At 39.3% G+C, this 18,087-nt stretch carries 15 protein-coding genes; 14 read left to right on the plus strand and 1 reads right to left on the minus strand.

Annotated features, from left to right (window positions below; all coding sequences use genetic code 11):
* Positions 1 to 92: 92 nt before the first annotated feature.
* From rlmD to eno, 5 genes are all read left to right on the plus strand, one after another.
* Positions 93 to 1,418 (plus strand): 23S rRNA (uracil(1939)-C(5))-methyltransferase RlmD, encoded by a 1,326-nt coding sequence (gene rlmD / locus I6F44_RS02470; protein ID WP_121953493.1) that lies wholly within the window; start codon positions 93 to 95, stop codon positions 1,416 to 1,418.
* 8 nt (positions 1,419 to 1,426) lie between these two features.
* Positions 1,427 to 3,583 (plus strand): GTP diphosphokinase, encoded by a 2,157-nt coding sequence (relA, locus tag I6F44_RS02475; RefSeq protein WP_121953494.1) that lies wholly within the window; start codon positions 1,427 to 1,429, stop codon positions 3,581 to 3,583.
* Between the two features lie 2 nt (positions 3,584 to 3,585).
* Positions 3,586 to 4,383, plus strand: a complete 798-nt coding sequence (mazG, locus tag I6F44_RS02480; RefSeq protein WP_121953495.1) for a nucleoside triphosphate pyrophosphohydrolase — start codon at positions 3,586 to 3,588, stop codon at positions 4,381 to 4,383.
* Positions 4,384 to 4,545: 162 nt separating this feature from the next.
* Positions 4,546 to 6,180, plus strand: coding sequence for a CTP synthase (locus I6F44_RS02485; RefSeq protein ID WP_101217576.1), 1,635 nt, complete (start codon positions 4,546 to 4,548; stop codon positions 6,178 to 6,180).
* 112 nt (positions 6,181 to 6,292) lie between these two features.
* On the plus strand, positions 6,293 to 7,591 hold the full coding sequence (gene eno, locus I6F44_RS02490; RefSeq protein WP_121953496.1) for a phosphopyruvate hydratase: 1,299 nt from the start codon (positions 6,293 to 6,295) through the stop codon (positions 7,589 to 7,591).
* Between the two features lie 197 nt (positions 7,592 to 7,788).
* On the opposite strand, the gene mutH is transcribed toward eno, so the two are convergent.
* The gene (gene mutH / locus I6F44_RS02495; protein WP_024589993.1) at positions 7,789 to 8,460 is read right to left on the minus strand and encodes a DNA mismatch repair endonuclease MutH; all 672 of its coding nucleotides are present in this window, start codon (positions 8,458 to 8,460) and stop codon (positions 7,789 to 7,791) included.
* A gap of 683 nt (positions 8,461 to 9,143) precedes the next feature.
* Between mutH and rppH the strand changes: the two genes are divergently transcribed.
* From rppH to I6F44_RS02540, 9 genes are all read left to right on the plus strand, one after another.
* The gene (gene rppH / locus I6F44_RS02500) at positions 9,144 to 9,662 is read left to right on the plus strand and encodes an RNA pyrophosphohydrolase (RefSeq protein WP_002958704.1); all 519 of its coding nucleotides are present in this window, start codon (positions 9,144 to 9,146) and stop codon (positions 9,660 to 9,662) included.
* Positions 9,663 to 9,692: 30 nt separating this feature from the next.
* A complete protein-coding gene (gene ptsP / locus I6F44_RS02505; protein WP_007583118.1) occupies positions 9,693 to 11,957 on the plus strand; it encodes a phosphoenolpyruvate--protein phosphotransferase in 2,265 nt (754 codons plus the stop codon).
* A 90-nt stretch (positions 11,958 to 12,047) separates the two neighbouring features.
* Complete coding sequence (locus I6F44_RS02510) at positions 12,048 to 12,857, plus strand: sulfite exporter TauE/SafE family protein (RefSeq protein ID WP_197173231.1); 810 nt, start codon at positions 12,048 to 12,050, stop codon at positions 12,855 to 12,857.
* A gap of 13 nt (positions 12,858 to 12,870) precedes the next feature.
* Positions 12,871 to 13,674 carry a prolipoprotein diacylglyceryl transferase gene (gene lgt / locus I6F44_RS02515; RefSeq protein WP_007583122.1) on the plus strand — a complete coding sequence of 268 codons (804 nt, stop codon included), beginning with the start codon at positions 12,871 to 12,873 and terminating at the stop codon, positions 13,672 to 13,674.
* 10 nt (positions 13,675 to 13,684) lie between these two features.
* The gene (locus I6F44_RS02520; protein ID WP_010553222.1) at positions 13,685 to 14,536 is read left to right on the plus strand and encodes a thymidylate synthase; all 852 of its coding nucleotides are present in this window, start codon (positions 13,685 to 13,687) and stop codon (positions 14,534 to 14,536) included.
* Positions 14,537 to 14,559: 23 nt separating this feature from the next.
* Positions 14,560 to 15,438 carry a UTP--glucose-1-phosphate uridylyltransferase GalU gene (gene galU, locus I6F44_RS02525; protein ID WP_007583126.1) on the plus strand — a complete coding sequence of 293 codons (879 nt, stop codon included), beginning with the start codon at positions 14,560 to 14,562 and terminating at the stop codon, positions 15,436 to 15,438.
* A 608-nt stretch (positions 15,439 to 16,046) separates the two neighbouring features.
* A complete protein-coding gene (locus I6F44_RS02530; RefSeq protein WP_197173232.1) occupies positions 16,047 to 16,730 on the plus strand; it encodes an SPOR domain-containing protein in 684 nt (227 codons plus the stop codon).
* Between the two features lie 112 nt (positions 16,731 to 16,842).
* Entirely contained in the window at positions 16,843 to 17,337 is a 495-nt protein-coding gene (locus I6F44_RS02535) for an SPOR domain-containing protein (protein ID WP_180961365.1), read from the plus strand.
* A 144-nt stretch (positions 17,338 to 17,481) separates the two neighbouring features.
* On the plus strand, positions 17,482 to 18,075 hold the full coding sequence (locus I6F44_RS02540; protein ID WP_121953499.1) for a FlgO family outer membrane protein: 594 nt from the start codon (positions 17,482 to 17,484) through the stop codon (positions 18,073 to 18,075).
* Positions 18,076 to 18,087: the final 12 nt, after the last annotated feature.

Here is an 18,087-nt window from a genome sequence, read left to right on the forward strand (position 1 = left end):
GTTATTAGTATGATTTGAGTATATACGGTTCAACACGCATTCTAAAGCATCTAAATATAGGTGCTTCATAAATAAACTGAAGGTAATGCCTAATGGCGCAAATTTTTAAAGCGAAAAAAAAACCGCTTAAGCAACAAACATTAGAATTAAATATAACGGGAATGGATCATCAAGGGCGTGGCATTGCGAAGCATAATAATAAAGTATGTTTTGTAAGCGGTGCATTACCAAATGAAACAGTTAAAGCAATGCTCGTCGAAGATAAAGCTAAATACAGCAGTGCAAAAGTAATTAAAGTTATTAAAGCGAGTGAATCAAGAGTAGACGCTTTTTGTGAGCACTATAATCAGTGTGGTGGCTGCCAATTACAGCATTTAGAAGTAAGCCAACAAGTTGTAGAAAAACAAACTGCAGTTACTCAGCTATTTAGTAAGTTTGCTAAATTAAACAGCTTAAACTGGCAAGCTCCATTATTAAGTAAGTCTGTGCATTACAGGCGCAGCGCTCGCATAGCCGTTATGTTTGATAAAGCAGCAAAAAAAATGCGTGTTGGTTACAGAGCCAGTGGTTCAAAAAATATTGTCAGTATTAATAAATGTGCAGTACTTGATGAAGTATTTGCAGATGTTTTTACACTTTTTGATGGTTTAATTAATCAACACAAAGCGCTGCACAGTATAAGCCATTTACAGTTATGCCAAAGTGATGAGAAAAACTTTGTTGTTATTCGTCACACTAAAGCAATTAACGATGATACAAAGGCTTTGGTTGAGCACATAACAAAAAGCCAACAGTTTGAAGTTGTATGGCAAAGCGAGAGCGATGTAATTGAGCATTCACACTTAGCCATGCCGTTTTATTATCTTAAAGAGTTTGATCTAAAATTTGAATTTGGTTTAGGTAATTTTATTCAGGTAAATGCGCAAGTTAACGAAGCTATGTTAAAGCAAGCCGCAAATTGGCTTGATTTAAAAGGTGATGAAAATTTATTGGATTTATTTTGTGGCATTGGTAATTTCTCATTAGTGTTGGCAAAACAAGCAAAATCTGTAATTGGCGTAGAAGGTGTGACTTCAGCGGTTGCAATGGCTGCTCAAAATGCGCAAACTAACTCTATTACCAATGCGCAGTTTCATTGCTTTGATTTAACGCAAAGCATACAGAGCGCCCCATGGTTTAGTAAAAACTTAGATGTGCTTGTACTCGATCCATCTAGGACTGGTGCAATGGCTGTATTAGAGCAATTATCTTTAAAGCAGTTTAAAACTATTTTATATGTCTCTTGTGACCCTGTTACTTTAGCCCGTGACAGCGCAATTATTTCACAAGCTGGCTTTGATCTTAATAAAATTGGGCTAATGAATATGTTCCCTCATACAGGGCATATTGAAACTATGGCGTTATTTCAACGGAGGTAGAACGCATTATGGTAGCTACACGACAATCACATCAACAAGATGAGACAACAGATTTTAGCACTCGGCTTTTATTTCTTGCCTTGTCTGAAGAAAAAACAGAGCTACTTACTAAAGCGCAAGCGCTCTGCGTAAAATGTGATAATGAAAGCAGGCAAACTACTGCAATCGAAATGGTTGAAATTTTAGCTGAGCTAAATCTCGACCCCGAATCGTTAGCTACTGCGTATTTAACCCCGTATTTTTTAAACGATTTAATATCATTAGAAACCATAGAAGAGCAGCTTGGTAGTAATATAGCCATGCTGTTAACTGGGGTTGCACAAATGGCCACTATTAGTACTTTATCGCATCAAGGTAAAGGAACTATGCAAGTTGATAATATTCGAAAAATGTTATTAACCATGGTTGAAGATGTGCGCGCCGTGGTCATTAAGCTTGCCGAGCAGGTATGTCATTTACGTAATGTAAAAAATGCGGATGAAGAAGACCGCGTCATTGCCGCTAAAGAAACGGCTGATATTTTTGCACCATTGGCAAACAGATTAGGAATAGGGCAATTAAAGTGGGAACTGGAAGATTTATCGTTTAGATATTTGCACCCAGGCACCTATAAAAGCATAGCCAAACAACTTGACGACAAACGTCTTACGCGCGAAGCCTATATGGAAGATATGGTTGAGCAAGTAAAAAACCGTTTAAGTGAAGCGGGCATAGAGGCCCAAGTTTATGGCCGCCCCAAGCACATTTACAGCATTTATAAAAAAATGCAGCAAAAAAACTACGAGTTTGATCAGCTTTTTGATATTCGTGCAATGCGTATCGTTGTTGAACGCCTACAAGATTGTTATGGAGCGCTGGGTATTGTGCACACCAATTGGCGTCATCTTAATAAAGAGTTTGACGACTATGTAGCAACCCCAAAACAAAACGGCTATCAGTCAATCCATACCGTGGTATTTGGGCCTGAAGGTAAAACAGTAGAAATACAAATTCGTACCAGCGATATGCATCAAGATGCTGAGTTGGGTGTGGCTGCACACTGGATGTACAAAGAAGGTGCATTACCGGGACGCGGCTCGGGTTATGAGCAAAAAATTAGCTGGTTGCGTAAGTTACTTCAATGGCAAGAAGAAGTGGTTGATGGTGGCGATTTAGCAGAAGAGCTTAAAAACCAAGTAGTAGAAGACCGCGTATACATATTTACCCCAAGCGGCGATATTATTGATTTACCACTTGGCGCTACACCGCTTGATTTTGCTTACTACATTCACTCAAATGTGGGGCATCGTTGTATTGGTGCAAAAATATTCGGCAAAATAGTGCCGTTCACGCATCAACTTACAACTGGGGATCAGGTAGAAATACTGACCCAAAAACAACCAAATCCAAGTCGTGATTGGTTAAACCCGTCATTAGGGTACATTAAGTCATCGCGCGCTAGAGCCAAAATTCATCACTGGTTTAAACAGCTCGACCGCGACAAAAACTTAAGTGCGGGGAAAGAAATTCTCGACAGTGAATTACAAAAGCTTAATTTAACATACAAAGATTTAGAGCCAGCCATCAAGCGTTTTAACTTTAAAGAACTTGATGACTTAATGGTTGCAATTGGTGCGGGCGATGTACGCCTCAATCAAATGCTTAACTTTGTAAGTGATCGGACAGAAGATGAACCGGTTATTCGTATTAAAGCGCCTAGCAAAGTAACCGGTGACAAAAACGGCATAGTGGTTGATGGCGTTGGTAGCTTAATGAGCCATGTAGCCAAATGCTGTCGTCCTGTCCCTGGCGATGAGATAATAGGTTATATAACGCAAGGTCGAGGAATAGGTGTTCATAAGGAAGACTGTGATTCGTTTAATAACTTAAAAAATCAGCATCCAGAGCGTGTTATTTCGGTAAGTTGGTCTGATGATATCAACGGCTCGTACGCACTAAGTATTAAAATAGAAGCAACCGATCGTTCAGGGCTAATACGCGATATAAGCTCAGTACTTGCTAACGAAAAAGTAAATGTTTTAAACATGAACGTAAATACGGTTGAAGATAATCAGTTAGCTATATTTACGATGCAAATAGAAGTACATGACTTATCGGGTACTAATCGTGTTCTTTCTAAGTTACACCAAATTGAAGGTGTACACGATGCCAAGCGTGGTCATTAATCATGAATGATAATGCAGCGCTTACACAGCTTCTTAGCATAATGAAAACACTGCGAGATCCCAAGGATGGTTGCCCGTGGGATCTTAAACAAGATTTTAAATCTATTGTGCCGCATACACTAGAAGAAGCATACGAAGTTGCCGACTGTATTGAGTCAGGCAACTTAGGTGAGCTTAAAGGTGAATTGGGTGATTTGTTATTTCAAATTATTTTTTATGCGCAGCTTGCACAAGAGCAAAATCTATTTGATTTTAATGATCTAGTGGAGCAATTAAACGATAAGCTTACACGTCGCCACCCGCATGTATTTGGCGATAAAAAAGAGCTAACAGACGAGCAGCTATCGCAACAGTGGCAAGCAATCAAAGCACAAGAACGCAGTGCTAGAGCGCAAACAGAATCACCTTCTTTTTGGCAAGATATTCCTGCCAATATGCCAAGTTTAAGTAAAGCCAAAAAAATTCAACAACGGGTTGCCGCACTTGGTTTCGATTGGCCAACGTATCATGGTGCACTTGATAAAGTGAGCGAAGAAGTGCTTGAAGTAAAAGAAGCGATTGAGCAAGACCCGTTATCTGATCATACAGCGGAAGAGCTCGGCGACTTACTTTTTGCCACTGTTAATGTTGTACGCCATATTAAACGAGATCCCGAACAACTGCTTCGTAGCGCTAATGATAAGTTTTCAGCGCGTTTTGAAAAGGTAAACGCCTATTTGCATGCGCAAGGTAAAAGCTTAGATACAGCCACCTTTGAAGAGATGGATAGTGCGTGGGATGCGATTAAAAAAGTAAAATAGGCTTAATGTTAAATAGTGCACATTTTTTGTGCGCGTATTAGCTAATTTTAGCTGGATTGATAAGCAGTGTTTTGGTACAATTTCGCCCCGTCTTGATGATATACCCTTAGGCTCTTCTTTGGGTGTTATATTCCTTTTAATTCCTGATATTCTAGGGTTCGCATGAGTACAAAATTTATCTTCGTTACTGGCGGAGTTGTTTCTTCGTTGGGTAAAGGTATTGCCGCAGCTTCACTGGCCGCTATTTTAGAAGCCCGTGGTTTAAATGTTACCATTTTAAAGCTGGATCCTTACATCAACGTTGACCCAGGCACAATGAGCCCAATTCAACACGGTGAAGTTTACGTTACAGAAGACGGCGCAGAAACTGACCTTGATTTAGGTCACTACGAGCGTTTTATTCGTACCAAAATGACTAGTCGTAATAACTTCACACAAGGCCGTGTATATGAAGACGTATTACGTCGTGAGCGCCGTGGTGAATACCTAGGCGCTACTATTCAGGTTATTCCACATATCACTAACGATATTAAGCAACGTGTATACGACGGTGCTGAAGGTTATGATATTGCTATTGTAGAAATTGGCGGCACTGTAGGTGATATAGAATCACAACCGTTTATTGAAGCAATTCGTCAGATGGGAACTGAAATTGGCCGCGAACGCGCGCTATTTATTCACTTAACGTTAGTGCCATTTTTAGGCCCTGCAGGTGAAGTTAAAACAAAACCAACTCAGCACTCTGTTAAAGAGTTACGCTCAGTAGGTATTCAGCCAGATATTCTTATTTGTCGTTCAGACCGTAAACTACCTAATAATGAGCGTGCAAAAATCTCATTATTCACAAACGTAGAAGAAAAAGCGGTTATTTCATTACCTGACGTAGACAGCATTTATAAAATTCCTGCGTTATTAAAAACGCAAGAATTAGATAACTTCGTATGTCGTCGTTTTCACTTAGATCCACCAGAAGCAGATTTAGCTGAGTGGGAACAAGTACTTTATCAAGAGTCTAACCCAACGGGTGAAGTGACAATTGGTATGGTTGGTAAATACACTGAATTACCAGATGCGTACAAATCGGTTAACGAAGCATTAAAGCATGCGGGCCTTAAAAACCGTTTAACAATTAATATTCAATACGTAGATTCACAAGATTTAGAAAGCAAAGGTGTTGAATTACTTTCACACTTAGATGCTATTTTAGTACCGGGTGGATTTGGCGGACGTGGTGTTGAGGGTAAAATCTTAGCGGCTAAATACGCACGTGAAAATAAAGTACCATACCTAGGTATTTGTTTAGGTATGCAAGTAGCATTAATTGAATATGCACGTAATGTTGCAGGTTTAACGGATGCAAACTCTACAGAGTTTAATGCAAATTCAGAAGCACCAGTAGTTGGCTTAATTACTGAATGGCTAGATGCTGAAGGTAATGTTGAAACACGTAGCGAAAAATCTGATTTAGGTGGCACTATGCGTTTAGGCGCACAAAAATGTCATTTAACACCAGGTTCTAAAGTACGCGAAGTATATGGCAGCGACGAAATAGTTGAACGCCATCGTCATCGCTACGAAGTAAATAATAACTTTGTAGAAATACTTGAAAAAGCAGGCTTAAGCTTTACTGGTTTATCAGAAGATAAAAAACTGGTAGAAATTATCGAAAATAAAGATCACCCATGGTTTATTGCCGCGCAGTTCCACCCGGAATTCACGTCAACTCCACGTGATGGTCATCCGTTATTTGAAGGGTTTGTAGCAGCCGCGCATATCCACCAAAAAGCGAATTCGTAATTTTAAAAGCCGTGCATATTGCACGGCTTTTTTGTTTTAAGGGCTGACTAAGCTATATAAAACGTAGTAAAGTTAGCTGAACTCACCATTTTGGGAATATAGAGGAATCAAGATGTCAGAAATCGTAAAAGTAATCGGTCGCGAAATTATGGACTCGCGTGGTAACCCAACTGTTGAAGCAGACGTACATTTAGCAGATGGCTCTTGGGGTCGTGCAGCAGCACCTTCAGGCGCATCTACCGGTACTCGTGAAGCATTAGAGTTACGCGACGGTGATAAATCACGTTACTTAGGTAAAGGTGTATTAAAAGCAGTTGGTTATATCAATAACGAAATTGCTGATGCTTTAAAAGGCCAAAGTGCATTAAATCAAAGCGCTGTAGATAAAGTGATGCTAGATTTAGACGGTACCGAAAATAAAGAAAAATTAGGTGCAAACGCAATCTTAGCTGTATCACTAGCAACTGCAAAAGCAGCTGCACAGTCTAAAAAAGTTGAGCTTTATGAACATATCGCTGACTTAAACGGCACACCAGGTGTTTACTCTATGCCACTTCCAATGATGAACATCATCAATGGTGGTGAGCATGCAGATAACTCTGTAGATATTCAAGAATTCATGATCCAACCTGTTGGCGCTAAAAACTTCCGCGAAGGCCTACGTATGGGTGCTGAAGTATTCCATAGCCTTGCTAAAGTACTTAAAGCTGATGGTCATTCAACAGCGGTTGGCGATGAAGGTGGTTTTGCACCTAACCTTGCATCTAACGAAGCGGCTCTTGCAGCAATTAAAGTCGCTGTTGCAAACGCAGGTTACGAGCTAGGTAAAGATATTACTTTAGCGATGGATTGTGCTGCATCTGAGTTCTACGACAAAGAAGCAAATATCTACGACCTTAAGGGTGAAGGCAAAAAATTCACTTCTGAAGAATTTAACTTCTTCTTACAAGATCTTACTAATCAGTACCCAATCGTTTCTATTGAAGATGGTCTTGATGAGTCTGATTGGGATGGATTTGCACATCAAACTAAACTAATGGGTGATAAAATCCAATTAGTAGGTGATGATTTATTTGTAACAAATACTAAGATTTTAAAACGTGGTATCGACAACGGTATTGCTAACTCAATCTTAATTAAGTTTAACCAAATCGGTTCTTTAACTGAAACTTTAGCTGCAATAAAAATGGCTAAAGACGCTGGTTTTACTGTTGTTATTTCTCACCGTTCTGGTGAAACTGAAGATTCAACAATTGCTGATTTAGCTGTTGGTACTGCTGCAGGTCAAATTAAAACAGGTTCATTGAGCCGTTCTGACCGTGTTGCAAAGTACAACCAATTGCTACGTATTGAAGAGCAATTAGGTGATAAAGCACCGTACAACGGTCTTAAAGAAGTTAAAGGTCAGTAATTCTATTTTATATAGAATCTAATTTTTAATTTTAGATGATAAAATCCTCGCATAAGCGGGGATTTTTTATGCCTGATACTTTTTCAAAGAGATGAGAATAAGTTGTAGGGTTAAGCTTGCTGGCGCGCGCACAGAGCGAAAGAGGGTGGCGGCAATAATATTAAAGGTTACTTAAGTTTTAATATTTTATAACACAGTTAAAGCTGAAACTGCTGCTTTAAAATATCACCTGTAAAACTGGTTTTTAAGTAAAAGCCACGGGGTAGGGTTTTAATTATTTGCCCATTTGGACCAATAGCATCAGTCACTATTTTGCTATGAGCAGCTTTAGGGCGTATTTGCATCGCATCGCCTAAATGGCCTGATATTTCGTCGACTCTACCTAGCGCAATTAGCTCCATTTGCTCTTCCCAGTCGCGCTGTAATAAAGCGTCCTGTTCAGGTGAGGGTTGCCACAAAAAGCCGCTGCCAATGGTTCTATCAAACGGGGCAATATCACGTTCGCTTAAAATTGGCAGCCATAAAACATGATTTAGTTTTTTACGTACAGAGCTGGTATGCCACGTCATTCCTGTAACGTTCATTAAAGGTGTAACCGATACAAACGTAGTTTCCAGTGGCCTACCTTTATAGGAAATAGGGAGTGTTTTTAGCTCAATTCCTAAATCTTCAAAATCCGGAAGTGGTTTTGAGCCCGCAGTAGCACCTAGTACGTATTCAATTAACTGACCAGTCCAACCTTTTTCGCGCAGTAAATCATCTGGCGTTTTAAAATTATACTTGTTAGCAAGCTGCCCTAGAGTTAATCCGGCAATATTATTAACGCGTTGCATTAAATCGTTAATTGAGTGTGGTTTTGTAGGTCGCATGTCATGCCAATTTTATTAAAATATGAATATTATAGAGGTTTAATAACTCACTAACTACGTTGAAATTACTTATGCGGAGAAACTGCATATGATAGTTTTTTGTTATTGAGCTACTTTTTATTGCGATTATAAGTATCAATTCAACGTAATCAGTATTCTTAATTTCGGTTGTATAAATATCATAGCCATGATAGCAAATAGGCTAAGCCGTGGATATCACTAGAGTTGTGTGTTTTTTGCTCGCTTGTTGTTTGTGTTAATTTTGAACATATTGAAATTAAGCTGCTTTACTTTAAGTTACTGACTCAGTTGGTTTTTTTAATGTTGTACATTCAGTTTTGATTAAGCAATTTAAAAGTTGTAAGGATAAATACAACTATATGAACATGTTTATCCACAGAATCTGTGGAGAAGCCAAGTTTTTGGATATAATATTGTGGATTTGTTTGCAAAATGAGCGTGTTTTACAAAAGTTATGCACAAACTGTGAGTAACTAGAGGAAAACAAGAACCGCAATAGCCTTGTTAAGTTATTTTCCAAATATTTACCCACTCTCCATAAATTATCAATGTACTAAAAGCTCAAACTTAGCTTACTAATCGGGTTGGGTATAATAGTATTTGCCGTATTGCGGCTAATGTGGAACAATCATTAAAAATCGACTTACAAATGAGGCACTAAGGTGATTGATGCCGAAGGTTTTCGTGCCAATGTCGGAATTGTGATTTGCAATAATCAGGGACAGGTTTTTTGGGCCAGACGTTATGGTCAACACTCTTGGCAATTTCCCCAAGGTGGTGTTGATGATGGCGAAACTGCAGAACAAACCATGTACCGTGAATTACACGAAGAAGTAGGGTTGCGACCAGAAGATGTAGAAATAGTCGCAAGCTCAAAACATTGGTTACGCTATAAATTACCCAAACGATTAATCCGCCGAGACTCTAGTCCGGTGTGTATTGGGCAAAAACAAAAATGGTTTTTACTAAAATTACGCTGTAAAGACGAAGATGTAAATTTACTTAAAACCCATCATCCTGAATTTGATGATTGGCGCTGGGTAAGTTATTGGTATCCTGTAAGACAGGTTGTATCGTTTAAACGGGATGTTTATCGACGTGTAATGAAAGAGTTTGCTCCTTTCGCCATGCCTTTTAATAAGAGAGAACAACATAAAGATCATTGGCGAAGTAAAAGGTAGTTAATTCAGAATAAAATAAAGGAGCAGGACATGCTGGCTACACTGAGATCTATTGCGGAGTCTGTATCGCGACAAGCGAATTTAGACAGCGCATTAGTGTGCTTTGTGCAAATGGTTAAAGATGCCATGAAAACCCAGTGCTGCTCCATTTATTTTGCAGATTACAGCCAGGACAATTTTGTACTTATGGCAACCGAAGGGCTAAACCCCGATGCGGTAGGTAAGTTTAGAATTGGTTTTACCGAAGGTTTAGTTGGCCTAGTAGCGCAACGCGAAGAACCTATTAATATTGCATTTGCTAAATCGCATCCTCGTTTTAAGCTCTCCCCCGAAGTAAATGAAGAAGGCTACAACGCTTTTTTATCTGTACCCGTTGTTCATCAAAAAAAAGTACTGGGCGTTATTGTTGTCCAACAAAAAATGGCACGTGTATTTAGCCAAGACGAAGAGTCGTTTTTAATAACGCTTTCTGCTCAACTTGCTTCACAGTTAGCGCATGCTGAAATTAAAGAAATATTACGCCAAGATGAGTCATCTCATCAAACGTCTGTTTTAAAAGGTGTATCGAGTGCGCCAGGAATAGGTATAGGACAAGCATTTGTTGTATTACCAAAACTTGATTTTAAATCTATTGAGCTTTTAAAAGACAGTGACGTCACTGAGCAGCGTCGTTTATTTACTCAAGCTGTAGCTGCAACGCGCAAAGAATTTAATACCCTATCTATGACGCTAAGCGATTCTATTCCGCACGAAGCTCTTGCGGTATTTGATGTGTATCAACAACTGCTTGACGCTAAAAGTTTAGGGCATAATGTTGAAATGCAATTACAAGAAGGCTGGTGTGCTAAAAGCGCCCTAAAAATTGTAATAGAGCGTTTAATATCTCAATTTAATGCCATGCAAGACCCTTATATAAAAGAGCGTGCTGTTGACGTTAAAGACATTGGTCTTCGCGTATTACACCACCTTGTAAATACCGAGCACGCTGTTAAAAATTATCCGGCCAACACTATTTTAATTGCTAATACCTTAACACCCGCCATGCTTGCTGAAGTGCCAAAAGGTCACTTAACAGGCGTTGTAAGCGTAAATGGCTCTGCAAATAGCCATGCTTCTATATTAACGCGTGCGATGGGGATCCCTGCCATTTGGGGTATAGAGGATTTACCTCTATTGCAGTTTAATGGCAAACCGATGATTTTAGATGCATTTGCTGGGCGTTTATATATATCGCCTTCACAAATGCTGATGGACGAATACACAGAGTTACAGCATCAAGATAACCTACTAAATAACCGCTTTTTAGCTGAGCAAGACTCAGAATCAATTACGCTTGACGGTGAACATGTTAGCTTATTATTGAACGCAGGCCTTGAGCTTAATACCGAGCAAAGTAGCGCGCATATTTGTGACGGTGTGGGGCTTTATCGAACCGAAGCGTGGTTTATGCAAAAGGGCCAGTTTCCTTCGCAATCAGAGCAAGAAAATTGGTACCGAGAAGTACTAACTAGCTATCATCCTAATCCTGTGGTTATGCGTACATTGGATATTGGGGGCGATAAGGTACTTGATTACTTTAATATTACCGAAGAAAACCCATTTTTAGGTTGGCGTGGTATTCGTATAAGCCTTGATCATCCAGAGTTATTTTTAGATCAACTAAAAGCGATGCTTAAAGCAAATATTGGTTTGGGTAATTTAAAAATAATGCTCCCTATGATCAGTGGCACTGAAGAAGTTGATGAGTCACTTGCGTTATTTGAACAGGCTTATTTTGAGTTAAGTGAAAAATACCCAGAGCAAACCATAGAAAGACCCGACATAGGAATAATGCTGGAAGTACCTTCAAGTGTATTTATGCTTCCAGAGTGGTCAAAAAAAGTCGATTTTTGCTCAGTAGGCAGTAACGATTTAACACAGTATTTATTAGCAGTAGACAGGGCTAACGCACGTGTAGCCGAACTTTTTAACCCTTATCACCCAGGTGTACTAAGAGTACTAAATAAAGTGGCGCACGAATGTGAGCAATATGAACTGCCATTTAGTTTGTGTGGGGAACTAGGCGGCGATCCTGAAGGAGCTATTTTACTTATTGCCATGGGTTACAGACGCCTGAGTATGAATTTATCATCGCTTAATAAAGTGAAGTGGGTACTTAGGCGTTTAAATGTCAGTGACATGGAACAACTACTAAGTGAATGTTTAGCGCAATCCACAGCCAAACAAGTACTACGTTTAACGCGAAGCTTTATGCTAGAGCATAAATTAGGTGATTTGTTTTACACCCCCAAATAAGCTTGTACACCTAATTAATTGCAATACACAGATGCTATTAGTTTTATAATCCTTTAATATATAAACCTTAAAAGGGTATTTGAGATTACTATGTATGACTTAGGTTTGTTAGTCGCAAGCTGCGCACTACTAGGCTGTATTGTTGGGTTTTTAGCTGGGTTACTAGGCATTGGCGGCGGTTTAATTATCGTTCCAGTACTAAGCACTCTGCTACTCTCATTTAATGTAACGTCGGCTGATCATGTATTAGTAATTGCTATTGCAACCTCACTCGCTTCTATTTTATTTACTTCAACGTCTTCAGCGCTGGCTCATCATAAAAATGATAATGTGCCTTGGGCAATCGCCCCGTGGGTTATGTCGGGTGTGGCTTTAGGTGCACTTATTAGTGGCTTTGCAGCAAGTTTAATCCCTGAACAAATATTACGTACAGTGTTTGCTATAAGTGTTGTATTTGTTGCAGCAAGAATGGTGCTCTCCGCGCGTAATAAACCGATGTCAGAAAAACCGTTGCCGGCTGGTCCTATTTTAGGGGGCGTTTCTGCAATAATGGGCGGGTTATCAGGTTTAATAGGGATTGGCGGCGGAGCTTTAATAGTACCGATGCTTAATTATTTTTCGGTTGATATAAAAAAAGCAATTGGCTGCGCGGCAGCGTGCGGAATTGTTATTGCATTATTTGGCTCTATTGGTTACATCAGCGCAGGCTGGCATGTTACCGATTTAGAGCATGGTTTTGCCGGGTTTGTTTATTTACCTGCATTATTTGGGATTGTTATTACCTCGTGGTTTGTTGCGCCCATTGGCGCCAAAGCAACTCACTATTTACCTGTTAATACAATTAAGAAAGTTTTCGCGGTGCTGCTTGTAGTTATCGCAATTAAAATGGTTTTTAGCTAAAGGTTTATTTTTTATGGCACTTGAGTTTCCTCAAATTGATCCAATTATTTTTTCTGTTGGACCGCTAAGCGTACGTTGGTATGGCTTAATGTACTTAATAGGTTTTGCATTTGCGATGTGGTTTGCTAATCGTCAAGCGTCAAAGCCAAATTCGGGTTGGACTAAAGACCAAGTAAGCGATTTACTGTTTTACGGCATGTTAGGGGTAATACTAGGCGGGCGTATTGGCTACGTATTGTTTTACCAGTTTAGTTATTTTATAGAAAACCCACTGTATTTATTTAGGATAGATCAGGGCGGTATGTCGTTCCATGGTGGAACACTTGGCGTTATAACCGCCGTCGCAATTTTTTCATGGACGCGTAAAAAGTCACTGCTTCAAGTAGGCGACTTTGTTGCACCACTGGTTCCTGTAGGGCTTTTAGCTGGACGTATTGGTAACTTTATAAACGGTGAGTTATGGGGCCGAGTTACCGACGTGCCATGGGCAATGGTATTTCCAACGGGCGGTCCGCTTGCGCGTCACCCATCGCAGTTATACGAAGCATTTTTTGAAGGCTTAGTGCTGTTTTTAATCCTGCAATGGTTTATTAAAAAACCACGTCCAGCAGGCAGCGTAGCCGGTGTATTTTTATTAGGTTACGGCGTGTTTAGATTCTGTATTGAATATTTCCGCCAACCCGATGCACAACTCGGTTTATTTGCCGACTTTATTTCAATGGGACAAATACTTTCACTTCCTATGATAGTGGGTGGTTTAGGTTTATTAATTTGGGCATATAAGCAACCACAACACGTTAAAACAGCTAAGGCATAATAAGAAAAGCATGAAACAATATTTAAAATTATGTCAGCGTATTGTTGACGAAGGTCAGTGGGTCGAAAACAAACGTACAGGTACGCGTTGTTTAACCGTTATTAATGCCGATTTAGAATACGATGTGGCTAATAATAAGTTTCCAATGATCACGACGCGAAAAAGTTACTACAAAGCAGCGATTGCTGAGTTACTAGGATATTTACGTGGTTACGACAGCGCTGAGCAGTTTCGTGAGATTGGCTGTAAAACATGGGATGCCAACGCGAACGATAACAACGCATGGCTCAATAACCCTAACCGTAAAGGTGAGGACGATATGGGCCGTGTTTATGGCGTACAAGGCCGTGGTTGGCAACGTCCAGATGGCTCAACGCTTGATCAGCTTTCCAAAGTTATTAATAACTTAAAAAATGGCATTGATGACCGTGGTGAAATAATCACGTTTTATAATCCAGGTGAGTTTGAGCTTGGTTGTTTGCGTCCGTGTATGCATACGCACACTTTTTCACTACTTGGCGATACGCTATACTTAACGTCATACCAGCGAAGCTGTGATGTACCGCTTGGCCTTAATTTCAATCAGATTCAGTGTTTTGTGTTGCTTGCGTTAGTGGCTCAAATTACCGGCCACAAAGCGGGTAAGGCGTATCATAAAATTGCTAATGCACATATTTACGAAAACCAACTTGAACTGATGCGAGACGTGCAGTTAACGCGTGAGCCATTTGAATCACCTCAGTTAAAAATTAATCCAAAAATTAAATCATTAGAAGACATAGAAACGTGGGTAACACGAGACGACTTTGAAGTAATAGGCTATCAATGCCACGAAGCGATTCAATATCCATTTTCAGTATAATAAAAGATTAAGGAAAACATAAAATGAAAGCAGTGATCCCAGTAGCGGGCCTTGGCACTCGTATGTTACCAGCCACTAAAGCAATTCCTAAAGAAATGCTGCCAGTGGTAGACCGTCCTTTAATTCAATATGTAGTAAACGAAGCCGTTGCTGCAGGAATTAAAGAAATAGTGTTGGTAACGCACTCAAGTAAAAATTCAATCGAAAATCACTTCGATACAAGTTTTGAACTAGAAGCTACTTTAGAAAAGCGTGTTAAGCGGCAACTACTTGCCGAAGTGCAAGCAATTTGCCCTAAAGACGTAACCATTATTCACGTACGCCAAGGTGAAGCAAAAGGCTTAGGCCATGCTATTAGTTGTGCAGCGCCTATTATTGGTAACGAACCGTTTGTAGTTATTTTACCAGATGTAATTATTGACGATGTAGAGAGCGATCTTAAAAAAGATAACTTAGCAGAAATGATCGCTAATTTTGAGAAAACCAAGCACAGCCAAATTATGGTAGAACCAGTACCAATGGCACAAGTTAACCAGTTTGGTGTGGTTGATTTAGGTGATGTTGACTTAAAGCAAGGTGAAAGCTCACCAATTCTTAATATGGTAGAAAAGCCGCCAGTAGATGAAGCTCCATCAAACTTAGCTGTAGTGGGTCGATACGTATTAAGCGAAAATATCTGGCCGTTACTTGCAAAAACTCCGCAAGGTGCAGGCGACGAAATTCAATTAACTGACGCAATTGCGATGTTAATGGAACACGAAAAAGTAGATGCATACGCTATAAAAGGCCGTAGCCACGATTGTGGAAGTAAAATTGGTTACTTAAAAGCAACGATTGAATTTGCACTTCGTCGCGATGAATTTGCCGATGAATTAAAATCATTTATTAAAAAACTGATTTAACAGTTAACGTAAAACATGAAAGGCGCCTATATCGGCGCCTTTTTTTATGAGTTTTATTAGGGCCTGTTTATCTTTCGAGGTTAAATTTTCAGCAGGCTGTTTGGTATTTAGGCAAGGCAGAGCCTATGTAGTGTGGTTATTCCCCATAAATAGGCGATAACGTAGCATAAATGCCAAACATGCGCTGCCCGAAGGGTTCTGCCTCGGGACAATTTACTCTTTGTTACTCGGTTTTTACTTAGCCCACTAGGTTACAAACCTCGCGCCGCGATTAAATGGCCCCTAGATTGAACAAATTTTAATCCTGAAAGGTCAACAGGCCCTAGAATAAAATAAGAAAAGGAATAGCTCTAAAATAAAAGTTTTTAAGTCATTACAGACATATTGTTATTTATGTTGTAAAGTTTGTGTTAATTGGCATTGAATTTGTATTAAATAATGCTCTCAAGGAAGGGGTGGAGTATGCAACGTTGTGTTTTACGAAATACTGACAAGCATGCGAAGAGCTAAGTTTTATAGCTCACAGCTTAAATAAAGTTAAACGCTTTCTTGTGAGAATGTTTAACTGAAATGTAGTGTAAAAACACTGCTTTCAGGACAACTAATACATGTTTATATATAAAAAAAATAACATTGGGCTTTTACTTAGCTTGCTAATGCTTTTATTTGGTACAGCATGCAGCGTCTCGCCTGAAATAAAAACCATTGATGAACAACCTCAAAGTAACTCGCCTGACTACGTATCAATTACAGCCCTTGAACTTGCACAGCTAAAAGATGCCGCAATGCAGTGGCAACAAGCTCGTGAAGGTATAGAGCGAATTTTAAGATTAGAAAAAGAAATAACTTACCTCGTAAATCATATCGATATTATAAACAGCAAAGCTATTGCGCAGTCTAATCAAGGGTATAGCAGCAAGTCTGTACGCTCACCACGAAACACACGTAATGTTAAGTCACGCCAACAAGTTAAACAAAATTACAGTAATAAAAAACAAACTGTAGAATTAAATAAACCTAAACATGTATTTGCTTTACAGGTAGCTTCGGTTGACTCAGAGCAAGGTGTGGCTAAAGCATGGCAAGAGCTAAATACTAAAGCAGCACCGTTGTTTAGAGACAAAATATTGACTAACGTAGAAGCCGCCAAAATAAACGACAAAATGTTTTACAGGCTAAAACTTGGCTCTTACCAAAACTTTAAAAATGCAAAAGCAGACTGTGACGTATTCAAGTTGTACAAACTCGATTGCATAGTAAGTAACTACACCGATAAGCCAGTAAAGCTGTAGTTAAAATAGAAACTTGCTTAAAATCTGTTTATCCATAAAATACACCCTTCATAATTAAATGCGTTTAGGGGGTATATTTCCCCATAAAACAACGTCATTTCAGGGAAGGAAAATGCTTTTAAAACGGAGCTTAGAATGCATGATGCTAATGGGTGTACTTGTTTTATCTGCATGTAACTCATCTCAACAAGTTAAAATGGCTCAAGCAACCCCGCAACCGATTCTTATTGAAAAGTCTGATTTGGAGCTGCTCAAAAGCTCTGCGGCACAATGGGAAAGCTCTCAACCAAAAGTAGAGCAGCTACTCAAGTTAGAAAATAAATTAACGCAGCTTGCTACTAACCTAAAACAACTAAATGAGTCTGATGTTCTAAATACTCGTGTAAATGATGTAGTTAATAACGAAAGTATATTAAAAACCGACTCGGCATTGTTTGCTTTGCAAATTGCCGCTTTTAAAAATAAAAATGCATTGCAAAAGAAGCTCAGCGAATTCCAAAAAAAAATACCACAAAATATCATCTTATCCACTGAGATAAATGTAGAAACCGTAAGTGTTAATAACACAACTTTTTATCGATTGAAGTTAGGTGCTTATAGCAATTAAGCGGATGCGAAAAATGATTGTTTAGCTCTTATAAAGCAACAAGTAGCATGTTTTGTTAGCTATTATGTTCAACAACCTTACAGAAGTACGATATAGGCATACAAATTGCTTCATCCTCAGTATGTTTTGAAGAGGATGGCAATTATGCGCCTTTTACTGCCTTTATTATTTTTAAATTTAGCTGCTTGTAACTTGGTGCCACCGCCAGAACCAAGTGTGCCTACAGATGCACCTAAAGCGGCCATGGCTCCTTTTACTGTTGATGACTATGTAGTTAATTTAACGTCGCAACTTAACCACCTAAATGGAGCATTAAATGCTAATGCACGTGTTGGCGTTAGTAGCTTCTTTTATGCAGATGCACTAGATACAAAATTAGTGACAGGGCAAGCCTCAGGCTTAAGTCAGCAGATCCAAGAAAGTCTGCTTACACAATTTACGCAACTAGGTTATCACACGGTTGAGTACAGACTTGGGAATAACCTCTATTTATCAGAAAACTCAGACAGTATTTTAAGTCGCGATTTAAGTAAATTACGTAATCGCCAAAATATTGACTTAGTTATCACAGGAACAGTGACTCGCCAGCAGCATGCATACATAGTTAATGCACGGCTTGTGAATATAGAAAATAAACAGGTGCTCTCTGCGGGAAGTACCGAGATCCCAATTAATGTGATGTGGGGTAATGAAAAAATACAGCAACGCGATGGCTACTTATACCGCAGCGAATACTAACCAGGAGCACAA

Origin of the sequence: Pseudoalteromonas sp. NZS11_1 (genome assembly GCF_015864275.1) — a bacterium.
Lineage (GTDB): Bacteria > Pseudomonadota > Gammaproteobacteria > Enterobacterales > Alteromonadaceae > Pseudoalteromonas > Pseudoalteromonas arctica.

Excerpts from the sequence above, each read along its gene's own strand:
- rlmD (WP_121953493.1), top strand. The coding sequence starts at position 93 with ATGGCGCAAATTTTTAAAGCGAAAAAAAAACCGCTTAAGCAACAAACA.
- relA (WP_121953494.1), top strand. The coding sequence starts at position 1,427 with ATGGTAGCTACACGACAATCACATCAACAAGATGAGACAACAGATTTT.
- mazG (WP_121953495.1), top strand. The coding sequence starts at position 3,586 with ATGAATGATAATGCAGCGCTTACACAGCTTCTTAGCATAATGAAAACA.
- I6F44_RS02485 (WP_101217576.1), top strand. The coding sequence starts at position 4,546 with ATGAGTACAAAATTTATCTTCGTTACTGGCGGAGTTGTTTCTTCGTTG.
- eno (WP_121953496.1), top strand. The coding sequence starts at position 6,293 with ATGTCAGAAATCGTAAAAGTAATCGGTCGCGAAATTATGGACTCGCGT.
- mutH (WP_024589993.1), bottom strand. The coding sequence starts at position 8,460 with ATGCGACCTACAAAACCACACTCAATTAACGATTTAATGCAACGCGTT.
- ptsP (WP_007583118.1), top strand. The coding sequence starts at position 9,693 with ATGCTGGCTACACTGAGATCTATTGCGGAGTCTGTATCGCGACAAGCG.
- I6F44_RS02510 (WP_197173231.1), top strand. The coding sequence starts at position 12,048 with ATGTATGACTTAGGTTTGTTAGTCGCAAGCTGCGCACTACTAGGCTGT.
- lgt (WP_007583122.1), top strand. The coding sequence starts at position 12,871 with ATGGCACTTGAGTTTCCTCAAATTGATCCAATTATTTTTTCTGTTGGA.
- I6F44_RS02520 (WP_010553222.1), top strand. The coding sequence starts at position 13,685 with ATGAAACAATATTTAAAATTATGTCAGCGTATTGTTGACGAAGGTCAG.
- galU (WP_007583126.1), top strand. The coding sequence starts at position 14,560 with ATGAAAGCAGTGATCCCAGTAGCGGGCCTTGGCACTCGTATGTTACCA.
- I6F44_RS02530 (WP_197173232.1), top strand. The coding sequence starts at position 16,047 with ATGTTTATATATAAAAAAAATAACATTGGGCTTTTACTTAGCTTGCTA.
- I6F44_RS02535 (WP_180961365.1), top strand. The coding sequence starts at position 16,843 with ATGCTTTTAAAACGGAGCTTAGAATGCATGATGCTAATGGGTGTACTT.
- I6F44_RS02540 (WP_121953499.1), top strand. The coding sequence starts at position 17,482 with ATGCGCCTTTTACTGCCTTTATTATTTTTAAATTTAGCTGCTTGTAAC.